The organism is Demequina litorisediminis (assembly GCF_030161615.1).
GTDB classification, from domain to species: Bacteria; Actinomycetota; Actinomycetes; order Actinomycetales; family Demequinaceae; genus Demequina; species Demequina litorisediminis.
Genome location: NZ_BSUN01000003.1, coordinates 24,062 through 47,390, shown reverse-complemented (window position 1 = coordinate 47,390; position 23,329 = coordinate 24,062). Strand labels below are relative to the sequence as shown.

At 66.6% G+C, this 23,329-nt stretch carries 30 protein-coding genes and 1 pseudogene; 20 read left to right on the top strand and 11 right to left on the bottom strand.

Features of this window, described 5'->3' with window-relative positions:
- Positions 1-144: 144 nt before the first annotated feature.
- The 4 genes from QQK48_RS18380 to QQK48_RS18365 all read right to left on the bottom strand — a co-directional run bounded on the left by QQK48_RS18380 (position 145) and on the right by QQK48_RS18365 (position 2,630).
- A complete protein-coding gene (locus tag QQK48_RS18380) occupies positions 145-522 on the bottom strand; it encodes a single-stranded DNA-binding protein (RefSeq protein WP_284329602.1) in 378 nt (125 codons plus the stop codon).
- Positions 523-656: 134 nt separating this feature from the next.
- Positions 657-1,109, bottom strand: coding sequence for a hypothetical protein (locus QQK48_RS18375; protein ID WP_284329601.1), 453 nt, complete (start codon positions 1,107-1,109; stop codon positions 657-659).
- 202 nt (positions 1,110-1,311) lie between these two features.
- A complete protein-coding gene (locus QQK48_RS18370; RefSeq protein ID WP_284329600.1) occupies positions 1,312-2,088 on the bottom strand; it encodes an HTH domain-containing protein in 777 nt (258 codons plus the stop codon).
- A 209-nt stretch (positions 2,089-2,297) separates the two neighbouring features.
- Positions 2,298-2,630: a hypothetical protein gene (locus QQK48_RS18365; protein WP_284329599.1), complete on the bottom strand. Its 333-nt coding sequence runs from the start codon at positions 2,628-2,630 to the stop codon at positions 2,298-2,300.
- Here QQK48_RS18365 and QQK48_RS18360 point away from each other — a divergent pair.
- On the top strand, positions 2,617-2,868 hold the full coding sequence (locus QQK48_RS18360) for a hypothetical protein (RefSeq protein WP_284329598.1): 252 nt from the start codon (positions 2,617-2,619) through the stop codon (positions 2,866-2,868). The genes QQK48_RS18365 and QQK48_RS18360 overlap by 14 nt on opposite strands.
- Before the next feature lie 109 nt (positions 2,869-2,977).
- Here QQK48_RS18360 and QQK48_RS18355 read toward each other — a convergent pair whose 3' ends face one another.
- Both QQK48_RS18355 and QQK48_RS18350 read right to left on the bottom strand, forming a co-directional pair.
- On the bottom strand, positions 2,978-3,718 hold the full coding sequence (locus QQK48_RS18355; protein WP_284329520.1) for a hypothetical protein: 741 nt from the start codon (positions 3,716-3,718) through the stop codon (positions 2,978-2,980).
- A 54-nt stretch (positions 3,719-3,772) separates the two neighbouring features.
- Positions 3,773-4,096, bottom strand: coding sequence for a helix-turn-helix domain-containing protein (locus QQK48_RS18350; RefSeq protein WP_284329556.1), 324 nt, complete (start codon positions 4,094-4,096; stop codon positions 3,773-3,775).
- A gap of 431 nt (positions 4,097-4,527) precedes the next feature.
- On the opposite strand from QQK48_RS18350, the gene QQK48_RS18345 reads away from it, so the two are divergent.
- Genes QQK48_RS18345 through QQK48_RS18330 form a run of 4 tightly spaced genes read left to right on the top strand, consistent with a single transcriptional unit; the run spans position 4,528 to position 8,417 of the window.
- Entirely contained in the window at positions 4,528-5,469 is a 942-nt protein-coding gene (locus tag QQK48_RS18345) for a hypothetical protein (RefSeq protein ID WP_284329557.1), read from the top strand.
- 15 nt (positions 5,470-5,484) lie between these two features.
- On the top strand, positions 5,485-5,769 hold the full coding sequence (locus QQK48_RS18340) for a hypothetical protein (RefSeq protein ID WP_284329597.1): 285 nt from the start codon (positions 5,485-5,487) through the stop codon (positions 5,767-5,769).
- Positions 5,770-5,797: 28 nt separating this feature from the next.
- On the top strand, positions 5,798-7,984 hold the full coding sequence (locus QQK48_RS18335; protein WP_284329596.1) for a hypothetical protein: 2,187 nt from the start codon (positions 5,798-5,800) through the stop codon (positions 7,982-7,984).
- Complete coding sequence (locus QQK48_RS18330) at positions 7,941-8,417, top strand: hypothetical protein (RefSeq protein ID WP_284329595.1); 477 nt, start codon at positions 7,941-7,943, stop codon at positions 8,415-8,417. Before QQK48_RS18335 ends, QQK48_RS18330 begins: the two co-directional genes overlap by 44 nt.
- A 122-nt stretch (positions 8,418-8,539) precedes the next feature.
- On the opposite strand, the gene QQK48_RS22430 is transcribed toward QQK48_RS18330, so the two are convergent.
- Entirely contained in the window at positions 8,540-9,004 is a 465-nt protein-coding gene (locus QQK48_RS22430; RefSeq protein ID WP_431308449.1) for a helix-turn-helix domain-containing protein, read from the bottom strand.
- Positions 9,005-9,396: 392 nt separating this feature from the next.
- Here QQK48_RS22430 and QQK48_RS18325 point away from each other — a divergent pair, with 392 nt between their 5' ends.
- From QQK48_RS18325 to QQK48_RS18255, 15 genes are all read left to right on the top strand, one after another.
- Complete coding sequence (locus QQK48_RS18325) at positions 9,397-9,657, top strand: hypothetical protein (RefSeq protein WP_284329594.1); 261 nt, start codon at positions 9,397-9,399, stop codon at positions 9,655-9,657.
- Positions 9,566-10,027: a M23 family metallopeptidase gene (locus tag QQK48_RS18320; protein ID WP_348523827.1), complete on the top strand. Its 462-nt coding sequence runs from the start codon at positions 9,566-9,568 to the stop codon at positions 10,025-10,027. Before QQK48_RS18325 ends, QQK48_RS18320 begins: the two co-directional genes overlap by 92 nt.
- Positions 10,024-10,455: a hypothetical protein gene (locus tag QQK48_RS18315; RefSeq protein WP_284329525.1), complete on the top strand. Its 432-nt coding sequence runs from the start codon at positions 10,024-10,026 to the stop codon at positions 10,453-10,455. The genes QQK48_RS18320 and QQK48_RS18315 overlap by 4 nt, the downstream gene beginning before the upstream one ends.
- On the top strand, positions 10,452-11,012 hold the full coding sequence (locus tag QQK48_RS18310) for a hypothetical protein (protein WP_284329592.1): 561 nt from the start codon (positions 10,452-10,454) through the stop codon (positions 11,010-11,012). The genes QQK48_RS18315 and QQK48_RS18310 overlap by 4 nt, the downstream gene beginning before the upstream one ends.
- Before the next feature lie 105 nt (positions 11,013-11,117).
- On the top strand, positions 11,118-11,312 hold the full coding sequence (locus QQK48_RS18305) for a hypothetical protein (RefSeq protein WP_284329527.1): 195 nt from the start codon (positions 11,118-11,120) through the stop codon (positions 11,310-11,312).
- Positions 11,309-11,614, top strand: coding sequence for a hypothetical protein (locus QQK48_RS18300; protein ID WP_284329564.1), 306 nt, complete (start codon positions 11,309-11,311; stop codon positions 11,612-11,614). Before QQK48_RS18305 ends, QQK48_RS18300 begins: the two co-directional genes overlap by 4 nt.
- Positions 11,583-12,071: a DUF8175 domain-containg protein gene (locus QQK48_RS18295; RefSeq protein ID WP_488798436.1), complete on the top strand. Its 489-nt coding sequence runs from the start codon at positions 11,583-11,585 to the stop codon at positions 12,069-12,071. The genes QQK48_RS18300 and QQK48_RS18295 overlap by 32 nt, the downstream gene beginning before the upstream one ends.
- A gap of 5 nt (positions 12,072-12,076) precedes the next feature.
- Positions 12,077-13,807 carry a TrbL/VirB6 family protein gene (locus QQK48_RS18290; RefSeq protein WP_284329530.1) on the top strand — a complete coding sequence of 577 codons (1,731 nt, stop codon included), beginning with the start codon at positions 12,077-12,079 and terminating at the stop codon, positions 13,805-13,807.
- A gap of 68 nt (positions 13,808-13,875) precedes the next feature.
- Complete coding sequence (locus QQK48_RS18285; protein ID WP_284329591.1) at positions 13,876-14,910, top strand: SCO6880 family protein; 1,035 nt, start codon at positions 13,876-13,878, stop codon at positions 14,908-14,910.
- The gene (locus QQK48_RS18280; RefSeq protein ID WP_284329590.1) at positions 14,903-15,286 is read left to right on the top strand and encodes an SCO6880 family protein; all 384 of its coding nucleotides are present in this window, start codon (positions 14,903-14,905) and stop codon (positions 15,284-15,286) included. Before QQK48_RS18285 ends, QQK48_RS18280 begins: the two co-directional genes overlap by 8 nt.
- Before the next feature lie 127 nt (positions 15,287-15,413).
- Entirely contained in the window at positions 15,414-16,730 is a 1,317-nt protein-coding gene (locus tag QQK48_RS18275; protein WP_284329589.1) for a P-loop NTPase family protein, read from the top strand.
- A gap of 30 nt (positions 16,731-16,760) precedes the next feature.
- Positions 16,761-18,566 (top strand): type IV secretory system conjugative DNA transfer family protein, encoded by a 1,806-nt coding sequence (locus QQK48_RS18270; protein WP_284329588.1) that lies wholly within the window; start codon positions 16,761-16,763, stop codon positions 18,564-18,566.
- Positions 18,553-18,906 (top strand): DUF4913 domain-containing protein, encoded by a 354-nt coding sequence (locus tag QQK48_RS18265; protein WP_284329534.1) that lies wholly within the window; start codon positions 18,553-18,555, stop codon positions 18,904-18,906. Before QQK48_RS18270 ends, QQK48_RS18265 begins: the two co-directional genes overlap by 14 nt.
- A 123-nt stretch (positions 18,907-19,029) precedes the next feature.
- Entirely contained in the window at positions 19,030-19,431 is a 402-nt protein-coding gene (locus QQK48_RS18260) for a hypothetical protein (protein ID WP_284329587.1), read from the top strand.
- On the top strand, positions 19,432-19,650 hold the full coding sequence (locus QQK48_RS18255; RefSeq protein ID WP_284329586.1) for a hypothetical protein: 219 nt from the start codon (positions 19,432-19,434) through the stop codon (positions 19,648-19,650). It begins immediately after the preceding gene.
- 19 nt (positions 19,651-19,669) lie between these two features.
- Here the strand turns inward: QQK48_RS18255 and QQK48_RS18250 are convergent, their stop codons facing one another.
- The 4 genes and pseudogenes from QQK48_RS18250 to mobF form a co-directional block, all read right to left on the bottom strand.
- Positions 19,670-20,518, bottom strand: coding sequence for a hypothetical protein (locus QQK48_RS18250; protein ID WP_284329585.1), 849 nt, complete (start codon positions 20,516-20,518; stop codon positions 19,670-19,672).
- Positions 20,478-21,338 carry an AAA family ATPase gene (locus QQK48_RS18245; RefSeq protein WP_284329584.1) on the bottom strand — a complete coding sequence of 287 codons (861 nt, stop codon included), beginning with the start codon at positions 21,336-21,338 and terminating at the stop codon, positions 20,478-20,480. The genes QQK48_RS18250 and QQK48_RS18245 overlap by 41 nt, the downstream gene beginning before the upstream one ends.
- Complete coding sequence (locus QQK48_RS18240) at positions 21,280-21,567, bottom strand: AAA family ATPase (RefSeq protein WP_284329606.1); 288 nt, start codon at positions 21,565-21,567, stop codon at positions 21,280-21,282. The genes QQK48_RS18245 and QQK48_RS18240 overlap by 59 nt, the downstream gene beginning before the upstream one ends.
- A gap of 537 nt (positions 21,568-22,104) precedes the next feature.
- Positions 22,105-23,277, bottom strand: a pseudogene (gene mobF, locus QQK48_RS18235) (MobF family relaxase); the annotation flags it as partial.
- Positions 23,278-23,329 lie beyond the last annotated feature (52 nt).

Here is a 23,329-nt window from a genome sequence, read left to right as displayed (position 1 = left end):
AGTTCACACGTTACGCCATGCCATAACGCTAGCCATACGTCATAGATGGGGAAACGTAGAGCCGAACGTGTGGCGTCACGTCGGTCTGCCTATGTGGATGCACCTGTGGCGTCACGCGTTCACACGGGCGTGACGTCATAGGTGTCATGATCCACGAGTTCGTCTCGGCCGGCGCCGAACATGGCTGGCCCGATGGCGAGGTTGTGTCCCGCGGCGGTGGCGTGGAGCCTGGTGCCGCGTGCGCTGTGTCCCGGAGGCGGGGGAGGGGCTGCCCACTGAGCCAAAGACCAACAGGGGCTCTCCAACGCGCACGGACTGTGCAAGGTGGAACGCGAGGCTGTCGTAGGCGTTGACGGTGAACCACTCGGCTGGTGCAGGCGTCCATCCGTCGTCGCTAGCGTTCTTGATGCGGGGTGTCACGACGAGGTCGAAGGTCACGGTGTCGTCGTCGAGGACGGGCGCGGTGGCGACCCAGCCCATGATTGGGAAGGTTCCCTCGGTGGGGACGGTGAAGGTGTTCATTGTGGTGGAATCCGTTCCATGAAGTGCCGTTGGCATCCGTGCCGTGGCGAAAGATTGTGCACTTTCACGGTAGGGATCGGGGTGTTACGGGTGTTAACCGGTGTGACATGACTCGCAGGCGATTCCAGGGCAAATCAGACATACGGCGAGCCCGTAGGGACGTATGTCCTAACGCTTGGGCACTCACGACCGGGCTCCTTTGAACGCGCCAGCCGCGCGCAGGCTTGAGGTAGTAGTCGCGGCCGTAGCCCGCGGGGGCTGTTGCCCGTTCGTGGAGGAGCCTGGATCCGTTCGTGCTCGCGCTGTGCGGCGCGCTCGGCGGCCGCGTTGCGCCGACGGTGTTCGGCTGCGCGTCGACGAGCGCCAGGTGACGCCAGGGGAGTGCCGTGGCTATCGCGCCAGGGGTCGAATACTCGAGCGATCCATGCGGTGCCGTGCACGATGCCGTAGAGCCCTGAGTGTGGGCGGGCTTCGTTCCTGGGAGTCCAGTCGAGCATGTGAACGATGTCGGTGGCGTCGTAGCCGGCGTCGACGAACTCACGAATCGCGGCCCGCAGCGCTTTGAACGTCAGCCCTTTGACGCGCATCAACTCAGGTCGCAGTTGGGTGACCTCGAGCGCGACCTTGTCACGGCTTGTCCGGGACAATCTCCTGGGCCCAAGCCGAACTGTGCGCGTGTATCTAGGGTGATTGGCACGTGACCAGCGGCCGAATAGGCCGCTCGGAATAGATTCTGGGCCGCGAAGCGGCTCCATCATGCTTGAAACCTCGTGCGCGCGTGCGTGGGTTTTACCTACTCCTGGTGGCCAGGAGGGGGTGACAACCTTCTCCACAACCGACCGCATGAACTGTGTGAAAGTGCGGCGAGCGGTGCACGGCCGCGTGCGCAGCCTTCGAGGGGTCGCGGGGCACCACCAGGAGGTAGACGACGCGCAAAGCGCCCTCGTCAGAGCCTCCGTAGCCTGCTGAACGGCCCGCAGACAGGGCCATGACGAAACCGGCCGCCTCAAGGGCGCGTAGGTAGCGTGTGACGGTCCTTCCGCTGACGCCGAGGCGGCGTGCGAGATAGGCGTGGCCGGGGCTTGTGGTGCCCGTACGGTCACGTTCTGACGCTGCGAGGGCTCTGGCCGGCTCGAGGACCATGTCGCGCTTGGAGCGGCCCTTCCTGGACGTCTGAGAGGCATCGAGGCTGTCGATGAAGGCTGACTCTTCGAGCGCCTCGATCCACCCGGCGCGGGTCGCGGGCCTGGTGAGGTCGTCCTCGAGCGTCACTGCGCGGCTCACGGCGGCCTCGTGGCCACGGTCGGAGGCTTTGAGGCCCCGGATGGGGCGGGAGCGGTGATAGGAGCGTGCTGCGCGGCGTTTGAGGACGCGCCAGCGGGCTTGCTGTGCGTCGTTGCACAGATGCCACGCAGGAAGGCTGGGAGCGGCTTGTGGGGCCGTGGTCGCGGCCGCGGGTGCCGGCTGTCCGAGGGAGCGGGCGATCGCGTATTGGATCGCGGCCGCGTGAGAGCGCACCGGGAGCGCGGCGAGGGCCGCTAGCGGGTCCGCTTGAGCGGTCGCCAAGGAGGGCAGAGGGTCGTCGAGGACACGCCACAAAGTGCGTGAAGATGCAGGTAGATCACCTGTTTTTGGGTGTGTTCGACTAAACCCCGTGTGGGGGCCTACTATGGGACTACTCCTAACTAACCGTTAGAAAAGGCTCGCTCCTCCAGTCGCCAAACATCGGGAGCGGGCTTTTCGCTTTCCCGGGGGCTGTTACCCGCCGGTCGACCTCACCTTGAGTTGGAGGTCACTGGGCTCATAGGGTCGCCACCACGCACGCACGGTGCAGGTAGGGCTATCCATAGGGGCACCCTAGGGGCGGCAAACTCTCCCACGCCGTAGGCGCGACGCGAGAAGTTGTCATTTGCCACTAGGACGCCTGGCAGCCGTAATACTCGACCTTGACCTGAGTCTCGTTCGCCTGCGTCACCACCGTCTTGGTGTTCCCAAGGCTTCTGGTAGTAGTTCGCCTGGCTGATGAGCGTGTCCCTGTTGTCGGCAGTGATCGACTTGAGGAACGAGCACGCCCCGCTGCCAGGGTTGTCCTTGATGCGCGCACGCACGTCCGAGGCAATGGCGCAACCCTTTCCACTTCCCGTGGGGCTGCCATCGGCAAGGCTGCCACATGGACTCTCCGTCGCACTTGGACCAGGACATCACGGGGTCTTTGGGCGCGGGGGAGTGGTCTCCGCGGGCTTGGGCTTGGGCTCCGTGGTCTTCTCTGGCGTCGACGAGCCAGACGAGCTCGACGAGCCAGAGGAAGATGAGCCCTTGGAGCCTGCTCGACGAGCCAGAAGATGATCCAGGCGCGGAACTCGAGGACTTAGACGATCCAGACGAACTTGAGGAACCGCCTGGCGAGGCCGCGGCGGCCTTGCCGTCGTCGGTAGACGAGCCGGCCTCCTCGGCCTCAGCCTTGGCCTTTTCGTCTTTCCAGGCCTGGTGAGACTTCGACAGCGCCGCGGTCAGCGGTGCGAGGCTCGTCGATCGCGGCTTCGAGGTCCTTGGTATGCGCGGAGATCTCCGTAGCATCCGCATCATCAGAGAGCGCATCGGCGATCGTGTCGCCTGCGCTGAGATGCTTGGTGACAGCAGTGACAGTCGCAGGCTTCTTGACGTCCTCGCCTACGTCCTTGACCAGCGTGCGAGCCTTCTCGCTTGCCTCATCCCACTGGGAGACGACGTCTTCCCACGTGGTGCGCGCGTCGTCGTGCACCCACGCGGCAGTCGCGGTCTCGAACTCGTCGGTCGCGCCCTCAAGCGTGCTCGCAGCGTCGAGCCTCGCCTGCGCCGCGCCTTCGAGCGCGGTTGTACGGGCGGAGGCAGAGCCACCGCCGTCGCAGGCTTCCTCGAGCAAGCCACGCGCAATCGCGAGCGTGCTCTCGAGTTCCGCGGCGTCCACCGTGGTGTCGGCGCCGGCCTTCGCCGCCTCGGCGGCGCGGCCAGCGAGCGTCGCAAGGTCACTCGCCGCCGCAGTACACGCGTCGAGCGCGGCCGCCGCGTCAGCCTCGGCAGCCCGGTGCGCGCCCCACGCGACCCCACCACCCGCAAATGCCAGGACGCCCGTGGCCGCGGCGGCGACCAAGGCAACCCTTCGGCGGGTGAGCCTGGGCTTAGGAGCCGGGCTTGTTTCAGAGTTGTTTGAGGTCACGGCGATGCTCCCTTCCTTTGGACGCCGCAGGAGGGGACAGATCGGTTGATGTGACTAAGAGTTAAGCGCTTGAGACGCCTCGACGGCGCCACACGCGTCGGACTGGCCACCATGCTCGCCGCCGTCGGCATCCTCGACGACGCCGTGAGCCCAGCGGCCGAGATCACGCACAGCGCTTTCGATGGCGTCGTGGCTGGCGACGTACCGAATCGGAACTCGAGGTCGACGCTGACCCTGTGGTGGATCCGATTTGACCAGCCCATCCGTGGTGAGCCCTTCAAGCGCCGAGTAGGCACGGCTCCGGCTCGCGTTGATGTCTTCCATGACCTCGTTGACGGTCGCGCCTTGTGGGCCACGCAGGGCAACGGCGCGCAACACATCAAGGCCGGCTCTTGTCGACAGGTGTCCAGCCTGCAGGGGTCCACGGCGGCACTTTCGGTAGTCCTTCCATCGCCCCAGGCATGTGTCCAGGGTAGCGGTTCATTCAGAATCACGAATAGACTCTAACACGGTTACTCGCTCTGATGTAGTGAGAAACTACATCAAACTTTTTTCAGTCTCTATCGCACGGAGGTCAACGTGAGATCAGTGCACAGAGCCTTGGGCGGCACTCCTGGTTGCCTTGCTGGTGGGAGCCGCCGCAGTAACGGCCACACCGCAGCCCGCTCAGGCATACGAAACAACCAACGGGTGGACGAACGGCTCGGGACAGCAACGCGGCTCTGGTGCCGGCGTTGTGTTGTCTGAGTTCTGGTCCTACGGCGATAGCGCAGCGTGGCGTCAGAAGTGGTTGGGCGGCCTGAATCCGAATGTGGTGGGCAATCGTCCGTCGGGAACTACGGGCAAGGTGTGGTGTATCGAGGCTGGCGCTGATCTCGAGACAGGCGCTTCGTACTCGTGGTCGTCGAACAGGCTCGGCGCGGCTGCGCTACCTGCTGTGGCTTGGCAATAACGGTTGGGACACTCCCACGGGTGCGGCCGCTGTGCAGTACCTGTTGTGGGCAGATGAGTTCTCCGGGAGCGGGGATAACGCGTCGTTGGCCTCACGCGTGTGGAACCATTCCGATTTCCCTCAGGCCTCCAAGAACCTTGTGAGCAAGTTCAGGGGGCTTTCTCAGTGGAACAACACGACATCGGCACTCAAGGCCAACCCCGTGACGAACTCGAGCCCGATGCGAGGAACCCTCTCAGGCGTAGGGGTGAAGGACGCGTGGGGGGACCACCTATCGGGGATCTCGTACACAGTCCGCATCGAAGGACCGGCAACCTTTGATGAGTCGGGAGGCCGGTTCGCGTATGGAACTACAACGACCTCCGCTCGGTCAGGCGTGCACGCGTGGACCGCGACGGGCACCGGTGATGTCTCGTTCACGATTCGCTATCACGACGCAGCACCGGCAAGTTCGGCGCCGGTCGGTACGGCCAGCCCTCAGGATGTTGTGATCTCGGGCGCCAACACTGACCTCACCTACTCAGACCCGGCGACGGCCGTGTTTGTTCCTTTCCAGCCTGAGGGCGTTTCGCGTGTGCAGGCGGCTCGGGTTGACGTTGGCGACACGTTGACGGACACGTTCACCACTCAGGCGTCGGGTTCTCAGACGTGGCCGATTCTTGAAGAGGCTGGCTTCCCGTACGTTCCGGCGCGGTGGGAGGCGAGTCTGTACTTCCACGGCCGTTCGGAGCCGTCGCAGCGGGGCACGGTCCCGAGTGGAGCGGAGCCTGGTCGGCACACGAACGATTACCGGCACTGAGGGTCGGGGGAGCGGTTGACCGCGACCATCGGGACCGCGACGAAGGCCGGCTACTACGTGTGGGTGTGGCGCTTCGATGCGAGCGAGCAACCGTCCGCGTATCGCAAATACTTCACTGGGGACTGGGCGGATGACTATGGCATCCCGGCCGAGACTTCGGTGGCACAGGCGTTCCAGCCTGGCGGCACGTCGAGCGTGCAGCGTTCGGTGGTCGCCGTGGGTGACGAGCCTGGTGGACACGTTCACGACGTCGACGCGTTCCGGGGGAGCGCTGGTGACGAACTCGTGGCTTCGGCGTAGTGGTTCACCGGTGCCTGTGACGTGGGACGTGAGCGTTTACTATCACGGCGTCACGGCGCCGTCCTCGACGTCGGCGAGCCCGCCGGCCCGGGCAGAATTGGTGGGCACGGCACGCGTCACGGGGACCAACGGCAGCGGCCAGCGGCTCACGGCTCAGATCGGGACCGCGACGAAGGCCGGCTACTACGTGTGGGTGTGGTCGTTTGATCGCGAGTCACAGCCCGCGGTGAACCGTCCCTATCTTGCTGAGGGGAGCGACTGGGCTGATCGTTACGGCCTGGCCGATGAGACTGCGCGGGCGCGGGCGTTCCAGCCCGGCGGCACGTCGAAGGTGCTTGAGCCCATCGTGTCGGTCGGCGATCGCCTGGTGGACACGTTCACGACGTCGACGCGTTCCGGGGGAGCGCTGGTGACGAACTCGTGGCTCACTACTCCTGGTGGAACCCCTGTGCCGGCGACGTGGGACGTGACGGTGTACTACGCCGGCATGGAACCGCCTGCACGGCAGAACTCGGTGCCGTCGAGCGCTGAACGTGTGCGCAGTGCGAAGGTCACGGGCAGCGGTGGCTCTGGTGAACTGTTGTCGGTCGATCTTGGCGCGGCCGCGAAGGCTGGCTATTACGTGTGGGTGTGGGAGTTCAACGTTTCCTCGCAGCCTGCGCGCTGGCAGCCCTATTTCGCGGGTGACTGGGCTGACCAGTATGGCCTCACTGATGAAACGATCACCTCGCGTGCTTTCCAGCCCGCGGGTGTCTCGCAGGTCGTGGAGCCTGAGGTTGCGGTCGGTGACGTGTTGGCTGACACGTTCACCACGGCGACGCAGCCTGGCGGCCCGCTCGTCGTCGACGAGTGGCTGACGGACACCACCGGCACCCCGTTGCCGGTGACGTGGGACGTCACGCTCTACTTCCACGGCACCACACCGCCGGTCGACCCGACGATCGACGTCGACGCCGGCGATGACGAGTCGGCCGGTGAACCGGCTCCCGACGTGGATGGGTCGGCGCCGCCGGAGAGTGTGCCGGCAGTCCCCCTCGAGCCTGCAACGCCCACACCTGTAGTGGTGGGCCAGACCCAGGTAACGGGTACGGGCGGGGCCGGTGAGGTCCTGACCGTGGAGTTGGGCACGGCAACGAAGGCTGGCTATTACGTGTGGGTGTGGGAGTTCAACGTTTCCTCGCAGCCTGCGCGCTGGCAGCCCTATTTCGCGGGTGACTGGGCTGACCAGTATGGCCTCACTGATGAAACGATCACCTCGCGTGCTTTCCAGCCCGCGGGTGTCTCGCAGGTCGTGGAGCCTGAGGTTGCGGTCGGTGACGTGTTGGCTGACACGTTCACCACGGCGACGCAGCCTGGCGGCCCGCTCGTCGTCGACGAGTGGCTGACGGACACCACCGGCACCCCGTTGCCGGTGACGTGGGACGTCACGCTCTACTTCCACGGCACCACACCGCCGGTCGACCCCGTGAAGGCGGGGGAGTCACCGAATCCGGCGCCGAGCGTGTCGCTGTCCCCTGAGGACGTTGGCAGCGCGGTCGAGTCTGACTCGAGCGTGGAGCCCGTCGAGATGGGCGACCTGGTCGCGGAGACTCAGGTGACCGGTACCGGCGGGGCCGGTGAGGTCCTGACCGTGGAGCCGGGGACCGCGACGAAGGCCGGCTACTACGTGTGGGTCTGGGCTTTCCATGTGGAAACGCAGCCCGAGGAGTTGCGCGCGTACTTCGCGGGTGACTGGGCTGACCAGTATGGCCTCACCGATGAAACGACGACGTCGAAGGCGTTCCAGCCCGCGGGTGTCTCGCAGGTCGTGGAGCCTGAGGTTGCGGTCGGTGACGTGTTGGCTGACACGTTCACCACGGCGACGCAGCCTGGCGGCCCGCTCGTCGTCGACGAGTGGCTGACGGACACCACCGGCACCCCGTTGCCGGTGACGTGGGACGTCACGCTCTACTTCCACGGCACCACACCGCCGGAGCCCCCGGCACCGTCAGCGGTGGCGACGTCTACCGTGTGGACTCCGCCGCTGGTGCTTCCTGGCGCTGCCCCCAAGGGTGCGCTGCAGGTGGGCCAGACCCAGGTGACGGGCAAGGGCGGGGCCGGTGAGGTCCTGACCGTGGAGCCTGGGCACCGCGACGAAGGCCGGCTACTACGTGTGGGTCTGGGCTTTCCACGTGGAAACGCAGCCCGAGGAGTTGCGCGCCTACTTCGCGGGTGACTGGGCCGATGAATACGGCCTGCTCAACGAAACGACGACGGCCAAGGCGTTCCAGCCCGCGGGCGTTTCAAGGGTTCCGAACCGTGAAGTCATCGTGGGCGACACTCTGTCGGACACGTTCCTCACGTCCGCGGCCGAGGGTGACGCGCTCGTGGACGACGAGTGGCTCACCGGCGCCGACGGAGATCCCGTCCCGGTGACGTGGGACGTTGACCTGTACTACGCAGGCGACGAGGCACCCGCCAAGCCGACTGCTGACGTGCCGAAGGGCGTTGAGCCGGTCGCGTCCACTCAGGTGGTCGCGTCCAAGGGCGCTGGCGAGCGCCTGTACGTCGAGCTCGGAGTGGCAGAGAAGCCTGGGGTCTACGTGTGGGTGTGGTCGTTCAGGTTGAACTCTCAGCCCGAGGAGCCTGCGCGCCTACTTCGACGGTGAGTTTGCTGACGAGTACGGCCTCGAGGAAGAAACGACGACGGCCTCGCCGCCGCCACCGCCGTGGCTGTCGCGCACGGGAGTCACAGTCGGATGGCTGCTCGCGGCCGCGGCCGCGGGTCTCCTCATCGTCGGGGGCGCTGCCATGCTGCGTTCCAACTCCCGTCGCAGGTAAGGGATGAACGCCGAGAGGGGGCGAGCCCGCATGGGCTTGCCCCCTCTCGTGTGTACGGATCTAGGCGGGCTTGCGGCCGCCGCTGGCCTCGAGCCTGTGCCTTGAGGTCATCGCGGATGATGCGCCACTGGCCGCCACCGGGAAGCCGCACGGCTGGCACCTTCCCCTCACGAACCCACACGCCCACGCGGCTCTTCTCGATGCAAAGCATCTCGGCGACTTCGGCCAGGGGCAGAAGCGCTGCGCGATCACGGAACAACTCATCTAGTCCTGCACTCACGAGCGGGCCTCGTCCTTCATCACTAGTGACTCCTGTCGCGAATGAAACGGAAAATATGAATGATGCGGGAAATGCGCGTGATGCTAAAGATTGGACATTTGAGAAATGTCCATAAACGCATTCGTTTAGTAACATTACAGCAGGTAGTCGGGCACTTGGGCCCGCCTAGTTTCGCTGAGGGAACTTGTCTTGCGTCCACATATGAATGGGGCCGTAGTGGCGCATTCTGTGTGCGCCGGAACGCCTAATCCACACTTCGAGTCTGGGTCGCGTGCAGCATGTGCGCCGCGGTCCGTGGTCCCACGTCGCCGTGGTGACCCTCCACAGACGCACCCGCCCCAGCGCGGGATGCGGGACTCATTGCCCTGAGTCCTATCTCTCACACACCGGCGGTGGCCCGCTGCAACCAGTAGCGGGCCACCCCACCGGATGAGAGCACCGAGGGCAGATCACGAGAGAGCAGGAGTTACGGGCAATGAAGTACACGGGGGATAGTCGTCACATCGTGGCGGCGCGGAGCGCACACCATGGCTGAGGGCGGTCGCGGCGGGCTCGCCGCTGCGGGCGTTGTCGCGGTGTTCGTCGCCCCGATCTTTCTGGTGCTCGGCCTCGCAGTCATTGGCGAACTCGGATGCAGACGCGGCCAACGTGTGCGTCGCGCAACCTTCCCCTTCACCGTCGACGTCGTCGACGGCTGTGGTCGACGAGACGTGCACCACGTCGCAGGTGTCGCTCAGCGGATGGGCGCACCCGACCATCCCGACAGCGCGCGTCACATCGTCGTTTAGCCCTTCTCGTTTCCACCCAACCCTGCACATTTGGCGCGCGCACCTGGGCACGGACTACTCGGCCGGCTCCTGTGGTGAAGCGATCTACGCGGCCCACGACGGAACGGTGACCTTCGCTGGCATGTCCGGCAGGCTGGGCATGGTGTCGATTGACCACGGCAACGGCGTTCGCACTCGGTACTTACACATGACGCGAGCCGGGATCTTCGTCGACGTCGGGGATGAAGTGGCCGCGGGACAGCAGATCGCGATCAGCGGGTCTACCGGCAACTCGACCGGATGCCACCTCCACTTCGAGGTCTGGGTGGGGGACAAGGCCATCGACCCGGTGCCGTTCCTCGCCGGCCGCTTGGACGGTGACCCGGCATGAGGATTCTCGTTGCCAAGTGGCCAACGGTCACCGCGCAGGTGAACGACAACGCCAGGGCGGTCGTGTGGACGTCGACGGCCGCGGAGAACCTGAAGGCGTACAACCTTGAGCGAACTCGTGCAGGTGTCCTCACCCGCACCGTCCAGGTCGCGATCCAACTAGGTCGAGCGGTGGCACTCAACGTGACCGACCCTGACGGCGAATGGCACCTCGCCGTCACACCCGCGGGCATCGTCGTGGAGCACACACTGGGTGAGCCTTACGTCGACGTCGACGACGACTTGATGCCCGTCAAGGGGCCGTGCCGACAGTGCAACACCCCGTGTGCCATCACGGCGGCCTCGTGCTCGACGTGCCGGGTCGAGGCGCCGACGAGCGCCGCTGAGGGGCTGCAACTGCTCAACCCGAGCGCATGGAGCCACGCATGAGCGACGCCGCGAACAATCCGTGGATCTCCAAGCGCGCCACGGCGATCATCACGACGCCACCTGTGGCCGTCCGTGCACGCCGTGAGGTGTCGCTGCAGGCGGGCGTGGTGCCACCTGAGGCGATCGACCGCCTCGAGGTGCGCGACGTCGCCCCGGGACGTGCGGTCTGGTGGGTCGGCGCTCATGGCGGGGCAGGCGAGAGCACGCTCGCCGCGCTCGGCGGCCAGGACGCGCACCACTGCTGGCCTCGACCCACCGATGGGTCGATCGCACGCGTGGCCCTCGTTGCTCGGACCAACTATCAGGGCCTCACACGTCTCATGGCGGCGCTGCGCCAGTACGCCGCCGGCGAGCTGCCCTTCGTCCACCTCGAGGCCGCGGTACTCAACGCCGACCAGCCGGGCCGACTCCCGAAGGAGCCTGCGCGATCTGAGGCGGCACGCCACCGGCGCCGCACCCGACGTGTGGCCCATCCCCTATGTGCCCGAATGGCGCCTCGGCGCCGTGACGGGACGCAACCAGCCGCGCGAGCCTGCGGCTTCTGCTGGAACACCTGACACAAGGAGAAAACCCATGAACGCACTCACCATGAAGTTCATCGAGTCGACGACCAGCCCTGCTCTTCCTGACCCGGCCGCGTCGCGCCCCCGGGCTTCGAATTCGTGGACACCCTGCTCGCATGGATGAAGTGGGGCGGCCTCATCGCGGCCGTGTTCGCCCTCATCGCGGCGGCGGTCATGCTGATGATTAACCAGCGTCCCGGCGCCACCCAGGAGGGCGTGGGCGCCATCGGCAAGACCCTCATTGCGGTCATCATCATCGGTGCCGCATCGTCCATCGTCGGCTTCATCGCATGAGCACACGCTCGCTCGTGCTGGCTGGGGCTACCGCGGCCGCGGTGGCCCTGGCTGGCTGCTCCGGTCAGAGCGAAGGAATCGTGACCCAGGCACCGGCGACACCGAACGCTGTCGCCTCGTCGGAGTCGTCGCCTGGCGCTTCCCCTTCACCCTCGACGGCACCGACCGTGCTCACCGAGGAAGAAACCGAGTCCGATTCGGTGTGCGGCCTGGGCGGCGTGGAGATGACGGGAACAGTCCTCGAGCCGTTCGACGTCTCCGAGTTGCACGTTGGCACCTTCCCGCTATGGAGGCTCGCCTGAGTACGGGCCGGGCGCTCAGGACCCGTCTGGCTTCTACTACTGCTTCCAGCACAGCCCCGAGGGCGCCGTGCTAGCAGCGATGGCGTACTCAATCCAGGGATCGGCTTTGGTCGACGACGCCTTCTACGCCTACAACGAATACGCCGCGGGACCCGGTCCCGACGCGAACGCTCCGGGCACTGAGACCGACATGGTGCAGAGGAAGGAAATCCTCACAGACTTTCGCGCGAACCCATTGGGTGTGCGGGTGCTGCAGTACGACGGCGAACGCGCCTGGATTGACGTCGCGATCGAGAGCTCGTACCAGGGCACCATCACCCAGCAAGCGGGGATGCTGCCGCTCGTGTGGAGCGACGGCGACTGGAAGATTGAAGCCGACACGTCCAAGGTGACCTCCGGCGCGATCTCGTCCCTCGACGGCTACGTGCTGTTCACACCCACCACGAACGCGCAGTAGGCGTCATGGATATCCCAGGACTTGGCTGGCTGACCGGCCCCGTCGCCGATGCCCTGACGGGCTCGGTGTTCGCCGAGATCGCCGAAATGACTCAGGAAGCACTTGGTGTCGCCGTGGGCTCGGTCGGCACAGCGTGGGTACACATCGGTGTGCCCGTGCTGTCGTCAAGTCCCGGGGCGAAGACCCCTGGCGTGATGGACGCGGCAGGGGTGAGTAGCACCTATCCCGTCCTGGACTGGGTGGCATGGGGCGGTGCCGTCCTCGCGGTGCTGGCCCTGATCTGCCTCGCAATGCTCATGATGAGGAGTTCTCGGGCTGGCGATGGCGCTATGGCGATCGGGCGCATGGGTGCCGTGCTCGTGGCAGTGGGCCTTCTGGGTGCAGCGGGCCCGATCGCACGCGCAGTCGTCGGCAGGGGACCACGTGGAGTCGCGGGCGCAGCGGCTTTCATCCAGTCGAGCCTGTGGGGCTGGCTGCTAGTCCTCGTCCTCCTGTCAGTGATGGTGGGGGCCATCCGAATCATCATCGACCAAAGGATGGAGCCCGCGAAGGACCTCCTGCGCTCCATCCTCACCCTCATCACCGTGACCGCGGTGGGCACCACGATGATCGGCTTGCTGATCGCAGCCACCGACAAGTTCTCAGTGTGGATCCTTTCGCGCTCACTCGAGTGCAACGCCGCGGACGCTTCATGCTTCGGCGAAGGCCTCACCAGTCTTCTCGTGATCGGTGGCCCCGCGACCATGGGCGGCGGACTGGGCATGCTCCTGGTCATCATCATGGGCCTGCTGGCGGTCTGCGCCACTCTCCTACAGATCGTGCTTCTGGTCGCTCGAGGAGCAATGCTCGTCGTCCTGACCGGCGTGCTGCCCCTCACCGCATCGTTTACGAACACGGGGATGGGGAGGACCTGGTTCAACCGTTCTGTGGCGTGGGTCATCGCGCTGATCCTCTACAAGCCCGTGGCCGCGATCATCTACGCCACGGCGTTCAAACTCGTAGGCGATGGCGCGTCTGGCATCTTTCCTGACCGAGACGACCCGCTACTGACCCTCGCAGCAGGGGTCGTACTCATGGTCCTGGCATTGATCGCGATGCCCGCACTCATGCGGTTCATCACTCCCGCGGTGGGCGCTGTGATTTCAGCAGGCGGAGGAGGTGTGGCGATGGGCGCTGGAATGGCAGTCGCCTCCGGCGCCCAAACAATGGCGTACGGAATGCGTGGAGCGGGACAAGCCTCCCGTACTCCACAACAGAGCCCTTCGGGCAACTCCGGTGGCGGGTCACCCACCCCCGCGGCATCCCAGGGTGCACCAGGAGGCCCCGGTTCGCCCGGTTCGCCCGGCGCTCCTGGCACCGGTACCGCTGGGGCGCCAGGCGCAATCGGAGCCGACGGCGGCACGCACTCCTCGACCGGCGCCGGTGGGGCTCCCGGTGCACCTGGCACGACTGCGCCCGGCGCACCTCCCGGCGGAGGCACGCCCCCGGCCTCGGGCGCTGCACCAGTGGCAAGCGGCGCGGCCGGTGGAGCGGCAGGCGCCGGAGCCGCGGGAGCAGGTGGCGCCGCGGCGGCAGGCGGCGGAGCCACCGCCGCGGGAGCGGCCGCGGCACCCGCCACAGGTGGCGCATCGCTTGTGATCGCTGCGGGCGCGCAAGCCGGGATGCAGGTTTCCCAGGCGATCGCCAAGGGCGCCTCTGACGTCGCCGAAAACACCGCGGACGGAGCACAGTCGTGAGTGCTGGCACACGCAACTATGGCAACTGGCGTCGACCTAGCACGAAGGGGCTCCTGGGCCTCGGTTGGTTGAGCACGGCACTCCTGTTCGCGGCGCTAATCGCGACGTTCCTCACGGTCGCGATCGCGGGACTACTAGCGGGTCTGGCCGCTATGGGTGTGAGCGCGATCGCCGCGGGCCTGGTCGTCACGAAGAACGCCGACCACGTATCGATTATTGAAAGGGTGTGGGAGCGCATCATGTGGGCAAAGACGAAGGCAACCAAGAGGAACGTCTACAGGTCCGGCCCGCTGGCCGCGACTGGCTGGGGGCGCACACAGGCGCCCGGTGTTGCCGCACCCTTGCGGCTCAGCGAGCACGTGGACTCGCTCGGTCGACCGTTCGCTCTGATCTACTCGCCGCCGGGCGGGCTTCACACGCTCGTCATCGAGACGGAGCCAGACGGTGCCGCTCTCGTCGACGATGAGCAGATCGACCAATGGGTTGGCTCGTGGGGATGGTGGCTCTCCCACCTGGCGGGGGAGCCCGGCCTGGTGGGTGCCTCGGTCACGGTGGAAACCGCGCCCGACACGGGTGGTCGGCTCGGCAGGGAGGTAGCGGCGAACATTTCAGGTGACGCACCCCAGTTCGCCCGCCAGGTCCTCGCGGACACGGTCGAGAACTACCCCGCGGGATCGTCTGTGGTCCGCGCCTACCTCGCACTCACCTTTGTGTCGAGTACGAAGAAGGCAGATCGGGTGGGACGCGAGTTGGCCTCTCGTCTCCCCGAACTGACGGGCACGCTTGCCTCCACGGGAGCGGGCGTCGCTGCGCCACTCGACGCGGCCCGGTTGTGTGAGGTGATTCGCACCGCGTATGACCCCGCTGTGGCGTCGCTGATTGACGAGGCGCGCATGGCTGGCGACCACGTCCCGCTCGAGTTTTCAGACGTTGGCCCCACCGCGGCCGAAGCCTCCTGGGACTCCTACAGGCATGACGACGCGACAAGCCGAACCTGGGTCATGACCGGTGCGCCCCACGGCCTCATCTCGGCTCGAGGCCTAGAGAAGGCTCCTCGCCCCTCAGCGCGGCATCGCGCGCAAGCGCGTCACTTTGATGTTTGAACCGATCGACCCTGGTCGCGCGGCCGGGATGGTCGAGCAGGACATTCGCACCGCCAACCAGCGCGCTACGCAGCGCCAGCAAGTCGCGGCGCGTGACTCGCTCGAGATGCTCCAGGCGGCCACCACCGCGGCCGAGGAAGCGGCCGGTGCGGCTCTGATGAACTTCGCCATGCTCGTGACTGCAACGACTGTCGGGACCGGCGGCGCCGCGGATGCCGACGTTGCGGCTGCCATCGACTCGGCCTCCAAGGCGGCGCGCATCCGACTTCGCCCGGCCTACGGGGCGCAAGACGCGGCGTTCGCGATCGGACTGCCCTTGGGCATCATTCCGGCGCGACGCGCGGAACTCACGGCGTCGATCAGGAGCGCACTGTGAAGCGCTCAGCGAAGAAGCCAGCCCACCCCCGGCGCTGCGCGCCCCTGCGCGTGGATGGCGCGGACCTGCTGGTGGAGCGGCCGCGCGGATCCCCGTGCCTCAGACGTGGCGCGGCACATCAGTACAGGTGTGCGGCCTATGGCCGTTCGTCGTGGGTGCCGGCGCCCCGATGGTGGGAGTGCCCATCGGACGTCACCTCGGCACCGGCGCCACGGTGTGCTGTGACCCGGTGTCGTGGTTCAACCGCGCTCGCCTCATCTCGAACCCCTCCATCTTCGTGATGGGTCTGCCCGGCCGCGGCAAGTCCAGCCTCGTCAAGCGCATGGTGACCGGTCTCGCAGGCTACGGGGTGAACCCCATCGTCGCCGGCGACTTGAAGCCCGACTATGTGAACGTCGTCCGCGCCCTTGGCGGCCAAGTGATCCGTCTCGGCCGCGGACGCGGCCACCTGAACGTCATGGACCCAGGCGAGGCGCGCGAGGCCGCGAAGCAACTGCGCGACGCCGGCCACACCAAGGCAGCGCAAGAACTTGAGGCGGAGTCCCACGGACGTCGCCTCACGATGGTGTCCGCGCTCATTGAACTGGTGCGCCATGCGCCCATCACGGATCGTGAAGAAACGATCCTTGACCAAGCGCTGCGCTTCATCGACGCTCATAACCCCGACGTCCCCGTGCTCGCCGACGTCCTCGCCGTGATCCGTTCGGCGCCAGAGTCAGTGCGAGCGGTCGCCCTCGATCGCGGCGATACTGCCCGGTACCAGACGATCACCGAACACCTCGAAGCGTCCTTGATCGCACTGACAGGCAAGGGCCGCCTGGGCGAGATGTTCGCCCACCCGACCGACGAACCCATGCATCTCGACCGGCCGGTGGCATTCGACATCTCTGGCATCGACGAATCGGATCGTGAACTGTCAGCAGCAGCGCTGATGGCGTGCTGGTCGACCGCATTCGCGTCAGTCGCGGTAGCAGGCGCACTCGCTGATGCCGGCATCGGACAACGTCGCCACTACTTCGTGGTGATGGACGAGATGTGGCGTGCTCTGCGGGCCAGTTCCGGCATGGTCGACCGCGTCGACGCGCTGACACGCCTGAACCGCACCATCGGCGTGGGCCTGGCAATGATTACCCACACAATGAACGACCTCGAGGCGCTTCCCAACTCCGAGGATCGGGCCAAGGCCCGTGGCTTTGTGGAGCGCGCCGGGCTCGTCGCCTGTGCAGGTCTCCCACAGTCAGAGATCCCGCTCCTGCGCTCGATCATGTCCTTGTCGGCCGCCGAGGCCGACACCCTCACCTCGTGGGGTGCCCCGCCCGCCTGGAACCAAGCCGGCGCCAACACAACCCCACCCGGCGTCGGACAGTTTCTCATCAAGGTCCAGGGACGTCCGGGCATCCCCGTCCACGTCGACCTCACCGTCGACGAGGCTCGCCGTGTATGACACCAACGCCGCCTGGATCAAGGAACCCGCATGAGCGACCGACGCCCCCTCGACCCCCAATTCGCCTCTCTGCTCACACTCGGCGGCGTCGCACTCACATGCGGCACCGGCCTCTACGCAGGACTCCACTGGGGCACCGCGGCCGCCAGCATCGACCAGGACGTGCCCGGCCATCCGCTAGATGCGGTGGACGCGCTCGTCGACGGCACGATTCAGTGGCCCGGCGCTTGGGGGTGGGCGATCGCCGCCGGCATCTGGGCAGCGGGCGCCGCTGTCACCGTGGCGCTAGGCATGCACTCACGGCGCGCCACGACACACAAGGGCCTCGCGTCGGCACGCAAGGTGACCAAGGCGACGTCCCCGAACGACACTCACCGGCAGGTCATCGGCTTCGAGGGCAACAAGCCGGTCTCGATTCGCAGCGAGGACGCGGGCCTCATGATTGCCCCGCCCCGCTCCGGCAAGACCACCACACGAGTCATCGGCGCCGTCATCGACGCCCCCGGTGCCGTGGTGACCACTTCAACCAAGGCCGAGGTCCTGCGCCTCACCCACCTGTCGCGATCACACAAGGGCTCGGTACACGTCTTCGACCCCGAGGGCATGTCGGGATGGCCCACACCGGCTTCATGGGACATCGTCGCAGGCTGCCAAGACCCCAACGAGGCCGACGAGCGGGCACGCGCCATGGTCAAGGCCGCACCGATGGGCGAGGGTGCCACGAACGCCGCGTTCTTCGAGCAAGCCGCCTCTGCCGTTCTCGGGGCCTACCTCCACGCGGCCGCGCTCGACGGACGAACGATCGCGGACGTCGTGGCGTGGGCGCACGACACCCGCATGCGAGACCCGTACAGCATTCTCGAGTCGCACCACGATGCAGCGCCCGGTTGGGCAAGCGAACTCGAGACTTACACGCGCGGGCAGGCAGGTCCCACGATTCAGTCGGTCCAGATGACGCTGGGGAACGCGTTGTCGGCGCTGAGGACTGGAAAGACGGTTGAGGCCGTTCTTCCCTCGCCGCGCATGTTCGACGTCGACGCGTTCCTTGACTCATCGGACACCCTCTACCTCATGTCGACCATGGGGGAGGGGTCTGCTGCGCCGCTGACGACAGCGCTCGTGGCCACGATCGAGCGTCACGCGCGGATTCGGTCGCAGCAGAGCACCACGGGCCGCTTCGAGACACCGGTGACGCTCGTGCTCGACGAGGCTCCCAACATCGCCCCGATTCCTTCGCTGCCTGCCCTCATGACGGACTCGGGAGGCCGCGGCATGATCGTGTGGACGATCACCCAGTCCTTCGCACAGGCTCGAGGCGCGCTGGGGTGCCAGCGGCGCGCGCACCATGTTCAACGGTGCCGCCGCCGTCGTGCTGCTCGGAGGAGTGAAGGAGAGCGACCTTCTCAAGCAACTCTCGGACCTTGCCGGCAAGCGCCAGGTCGTACGCACCACGTCTTCCACCGGAGGCACGTATCGCGGATCACGGTCATTCAGCACCGAGTGGGAAGACAACCTCCGCGTAGACCAAATCCGCGAACTGCCCACCGGCAAGGCGCTGCTGTTCTACCTCAACCAGCCACCGGCCCTCATCACCACACAACCCTTCTGGGAGCGGCCCGACGCCAAAGAGATTCGTCGCTCCCAAGAGGACTTCGAAAGCAAGGTGCAGGCATGGACGATGAACTAATGGCGATCGCGGACAACCTGGCCGCCGAGAGCGCACCGGTCGAAAGCGACTCCCCGCCCGTGCCCCGGCGCCTGGACTGGGACAAGTTGCCCCCCGCGCTGCGCGCAGAGGCTCCTAGGCGACCTGGTCCAGTGGGTGGAGTGGCTTGACGCGACGCACCTGCGCTACTCCGACACCTCACTCAAGCCGTGCTGGTGGCGTCACCCCGACGTGCTGTGGCACCTCACCGCACTCAAAGATGCCTACGACAGCGCATACACGATGCGAATCCCGGATACCGCGCCGATCGCGTGGCACCTGCACTGGCTCTGGCCGACGATGGAGCGGATCAACACGATGCGCTCCATGCAGAAATGCAAGACAGGGGTTCACACGCCAGCCCCGAGTCCACTCCTCGACCACGACCACGCCATCGACGAGACGATCGCACACTGGATGACCTCCGACCCCACGAGCGTGCTCGAGTTGGCCGAGCCCGACGACGCCTGAGGCAGCCTCGTACGCCATAGTTGGGGCATGTCACGGGCATCTGAGCACGCCTCGGTAGAGGAAACACCTCGTGCTCCCTTCTGGGCGGTAGAAATCAAGCGCGGTTGGCTACTAGTCGCGAGCGTGGGGGGTGCGAGCATCGGCTGGGGGGCCAGCGCCCTGATCGGGCCGTGGACCCCCGAGAAGGACTTCTGGCACCCATTCCTTACCGGACCGCCTGCCGCGGGACTGTTTGCACTTGTCGGCGCCGTCATCGCGTACTTTGCCGCCGGCAAAGCGTCGCAGGTCGCCCGCGACACAGGCGCCCGCGAAGCCTGGTGGAGTCGAGCGGGGTGGGCGATAGAGATGGCCCGTGCTGATGCGGTCGCTGATCGTCTGCTAGGCATCCGAGCGCTTGGGGTGCTCATTGACTCAGGTAGCGAGGAAGACGGAGAAATGATTGTCGGGTTCTTGGAGGAAACGGTGCTTCGTGCCGTGGACAGTGAGCCAGCGGCAACCGACAATGACGAGGAGGGAGGTGCGTAGATGAGCACCACGCGACAGTGGCGAAGCAAACTCGCCGACCGGATCGAAGACGGCCAAGGCGAGCCCATCAGCGCACGCGAAGAAGAACTCGTAGTCGAGTTGATCCGCACCTTCAAGGTCAAGCACGGACGTAAGCCCGGTGAGCGGGTCGCAACCAAGTCCGGCAGCCACAGGTTGATCGACCGCGATTCCAGCGAGTCACAGCAGTCGGCCGGCTGACAGACCGCCTTCGCCCGCGCTACAGCGCGGGAGAATCGCGCTGGAGCGTGGGACTCGGCGCAGGCGCAGGGGAAGTCGACGGACGCACCTGCGCCGCCGCGGTCACCCCGGCGGGGTCCGCGTCGTAGCGGGCGAGCGCTTGCGCGAGTCGGTCACCGTCAAGGCCCCGCTCTCGGAGAAGCCCCTCGAGCACGGCGCGCTTGCGGCCGTGCTCCGCGGCCGCCTCGGCGCCGGGATCCACGAGGGGGCGCACACCCCACTCGTGGCGCATGGCCGCGGCTTCGGTGCCCTCCGGGTAGTCCGCGGCCGATGCGTCTTGCATGAGGTCCCGGATGCGGCTCTCCGCGCGGCCGAGCCAGGCATCGACGTCCGCCTTGCCGGTGGTGATGCCGGGCGCGTAGCGCGCGTCGTCGACGCCCTGGCGGCACGCTTCGGTGAAGTCCTCGCGGCTCGTGTGGGCGTGCGCGAGGGCGCGAAGTTCTGCCTCGGCGGATCGCGGTTCGCGGGTGCGCGCGTACTCGACGGCGGCCTCGTACGTCTCCGCGCCTAGCACCGCAGGGGCGTCGTCGCCGATCGCGGAGCGAACGATGGCGTCGCCTGCAGCCGCACTGGGGGAGTGGAGATCGCGGACGGCGCGGTGGCGTTCAAGCCACACGTCGAGCTTGTTCTCTGCCGCGTACTCGTCCCACAAGGTGGCGTGCGCGGAGGTCTGGTCGGTGTTGTTGTCGATCGCGTTCTTGAGGATCGACGCGGCCGAAATGGTCGGCGCGACGGCGTGGTGGCCGTCCGCGTCACCGGCGGCGATGTTGGCGACATAGATGTGGTTGTCAGCGCGGCCGCGCGTGAGCCCCACGTACAGGCTGGTCACGTCCTGTGGTGTCGTTGATGAGGAGGTGGGCGTGGTCGACGGTGCGGCCCTGGGAACCGTGGACGGTGACGGCGTATCCCAGGTCGACGTGCTGGGCGGCGTACTCTGCGTCGACCTGCACCTGGTCGTGGGTGCCCTCTCGGGACAGCGTGAGCGCACCGGTCTTGTCTACTGCGGTGACGGTCCAGGTGTCGCCGTTGCGCACGAAGTCACCGCGACCGTAGGTGTTCTCGCGGTCGTTCCGGCGGGTCACGACCAGGTCGCCGATACCGACGACAGAGCCGTCTGCGAGGCTCGTGGTGGTCATCTTGACCGCCCCAGTGGAGATGCGCCAGGCCTGTGCGGCGCGGGCCAGAGTGGTGACCTGGTCGCGGGTAGCGGCGATCATCACGGAGGTGTCACCGCGTGACAGATCAGCCTTCCAGGCTTCGACCATCGATTCCGTGACGGAGTCGACAGTACCGGTGTGGAGGCGACCGTTGTCGATGTAGAAGTCCGCAGCGCTGGTGCTGCCGGAGCGTAGACACATAGTGGCGTCGGCTTCCTCGGCCGAGTGGAAGCGCCAGATCTGATCCATGTGCACCGCTCCTACGGCGCGATCGAACAGGCGTAGCGAGCCCGCGCCGGTCACGGCGTCGAGCTGTGCGGGGTCGCCGATGAGGCGCACGGACGCCCCCGCCTCGCGGGCGTGGGTGATGACCGCGTCAATGTCGGCGGAGTCGGTCATGCCAGCCTCGTCGATCAGAACGACTGTCGATGCGTCAAGCCGTAGGGCCTCGGGGATGCGACCCCGCGTGTAGGCGTCGACGAACTTCGCCACAGTCTCGGCGCGCACCTCGAGGCTCGCCGCTCAGTACCTTCGCGGCCGCGGCCGATGGGGCGAGCGCAACGACGCGGCCGCCGCCGATGTTCACGGCATCGGCGAACACCTTCATGGCGGTGGTCTTGCCTGCGCCGGCAGGACCAATAGCCGCGTCGACGAGACGGCCCGACGCGATGAAGCGTCGCGCCACGGCGAGCTGTCCTTCGTCGAGGGGACGTGTGCGCATCCGTGACAGCAGGTCCACGTTGGCGGCATCGAACACGGGACCCCACGCAGTTTCGGCGGCCTCGAGAAGTCGCGTCTCGCGCGCGAGGACGGCTTCACTTGTGCGCCACTTCGCGTGGGCCGGGCCAAAGACCACGGTGCGATCGCGCCGCCTCAACACGTCGGGCGTGTTCAGTAGGTCCGGCATCGACAGGTCGATGGAGTGATGTTCGGTCGCGGCCACGACCTCACGAATCGTGGCGTCAAGGTCCTCGAGGTCGGCCAACGTTCCGGCCGCGCTACCGCCGGCAAAGTGCTCCATGCGGGACTTGAGGTCCGCGTTGGGGGAGAGGTAGTCGCGCAGCAGGCGCTCAGTGGTCGCGGTGACGTTGGCGCTGTTCCAACGCGCACGCTTCTGCCCCAGGTCCTCAACGACTGCGCGCGCTAGCCCGTCGACCTGGTCCACCGTGAGGGTGAACGGGGCCGGTTTGCGCGGCCCAGCAACCACGCCGGCGGTCATCTTGCGCACCGCGGAGCGACGCCCCAACAGTTCGCGTGCGCGCCCAGCCCACTGCTCGCGCTGCTCACCAAGAGTCTCCCCAGACTCCTTCGCCGGGCGGGTCGCGAGGGTCGCCTGCTGAGCAAGACGACGCATCGTGGCCTTACTCGGCGCCCGACCATAAGTGGTCGTGTACTCGGCCACGAGCGCGTCAAGATGCGCGCCAATGTCGCGTGTGCGGGACGAGAACGCCTCCCGCACACCCTTGTCGATGCCCACGATTTCGCGTACGGCCTGGCCACCGCGTGCGGTGTAGACGTCCTCGAACGTCACGCCAAGTTCACGGGTCAGGCGCGACTCCATCTCGAGCTGGTAGCGCTCGGAAGCGGCGACGCCATAAGCGTAGATGGCGCGCGCGTCGAGCGTGCGCCACGTCCCCTGGGCGTCCTGGACCCGGTTCGCGACCACGACGTGCGTGTGCAGGTTTGGGTCACCGTGCCGTGATGTGTGGTGGTCGAACGCGGCGGTCGCGAACCCGTCGCCGTCGATCTGGAGCACACCTCCGTGGCCCGTGCGGGTCACGCAAGCGTCTTCCTGCATCGCAGTCATGGACGCCTGCCAGGCCTCGTCGTGAATGCGGGCGATCGTCTTGGACGTGTCCTCATCGGCCAAGCCCCACAGCACGGAAACGCTCTTGACTGGTGTGAACACCAGGTCGAATCCTGACACTGCCTGCTTGGCGCTCCCGCCTTGCTCGGCGAGGAAGCGGTTCACGTCGGTAGTCGTGATGACGCCCGCTTCGGGCTGGATGCGGAGGTACTCGAACGCGGCATCACGCCGCAGGCGGGACGCCTCGCTGGCACTGGGAACACGGTCGTAGGCGGTGTGAAAGTCAGTGAACGCGGCATCAACGTAGGGCGTGAAGTCGTCCGCCGCGGCCTTGAACACTGGCATGGCGTGACCCAGTTGCGTGCTGGCGAGCGCCTGGTCAGGGGAGTACCCCTGAGCCGTGAGTTGCGCCTCGATCCTGTCTGCGTCGGGGTGCCGGCCCTCGCCAAACAAAGCGAGCATCTGCGCCTCGGTCACCGCGCCAGAGACGCGCAGCGCCTCAGCGCCACGACCCCACCACTGGCCCGCAGGGTTACCCGTCTCGAGGTAGTAGTCGCCGAGCGCTTGCCCACGCTCGCGCTTCTGGTCTGCGCTCGAAATCTGATCAGTCAGATACCGATAGCCGTCACCCGCGTAAAGGCTTGTGAACGGTCATCATGCGCCCACCCTAGCCGGT

Bases quoted from the DNA above. Each gene is read 5' to 3' on its own strand.
- QQK48_RS18255 (WP_284329586.1), top strand. From the start codon at position 19,432: ATGAGCACCACGCGACAGTGGCGAAGCAAACTCGCCGACCGGATCGAA.
- QQK48_RS18280 (WP_284329590.1), top strand. From the start codon at position 14,903: ATGTTTGAACCGATCGACCCTGGTCGCGCGGCCGGGATGGTCGAGCAG.
- QQK48_RS18325 (WP_284329594.1), top strand. From the start codon at position 9,397: ATGGCTGAGGGCGGTCGCGGCGGGCTCGCCGCTGCGGGCGTTGTCGCG.
- QQK48_RS18375 (WP_284329601.1), bottom strand. From the start codon at position 1,109: ATGCGCGTCAAAGGGCTGACGTTCAAAGCGCTGCGGGCCGCGATTCGT.
- QQK48_RS18380 (WP_284329602.1), bottom strand. From the start codon at position 522: ATGAACACCTTCACCGTCCCCACCGAGGGAACCTTCCCAATCATGGGC.
- QQK48_RS18315 (WP_284329525.1), top strand. From the start codon at position 10,024: ATGAGGATTCTCGTTGCCAAGTGGCCAACGGTCACCGCGCAGGTGAAC.
- QQK48_RS18345 (WP_284329557.1), top strand. From the start codon at position 4,528: ATGTGGTGGGCAATCGTCCGTCGGGAACTACGGGCAAGGTGTGGTGTA.
- QQK48_RS18240 (WP_284329606.1), bottom strand. From the start codon at position 21,567: ATGCGCACACGTCCCCTCGACGAAGGACAGCTCGCCGTGGCGCGACGC.
- QQK48_RS18360 (WP_284329598.1), top strand. From the start codon at position 2,617: ATGCGCGCACGCACGTCCGAGGCAATGGCGCAACCCTTTCCACTTCCC.
- QQK48_RS22430 (WP_431308449.1), bottom strand. From the start codon at position 9,004: ATGTTACTAAACGAATGCGTTTATGGACATTTCTCAAATGTCCAATCT.
- QQK48_RS18300 (WP_284329564.1), top strand. From the start codon at position 11,309: ATGAGCACACGCTCGCTCGTGCTGGCTGGGGCTACCGCGGCCGCGGTG.
- QQK48_RS18270 (WP_284329588.1), top strand. From the start codon at position 16,761: ATGAGCGACCGACGCCCCCTCGACCCCCAATTCGCCTCTCTGCTCACA.
- QQK48_RS18290 (WP_284329530.1), top strand. From the start codon at position 12,077: ATGGATATCCCAGGACTTGGCTGGCTGACCGGCCCCGTCGCCGATGCC.
- QQK48_RS18310 (WP_284329592.1), top strand. From the start codon at position 10,452: ATGAGCGACGCCGCGAACAATCCGTGGATCTCCAAGCGCGCCACGGCG.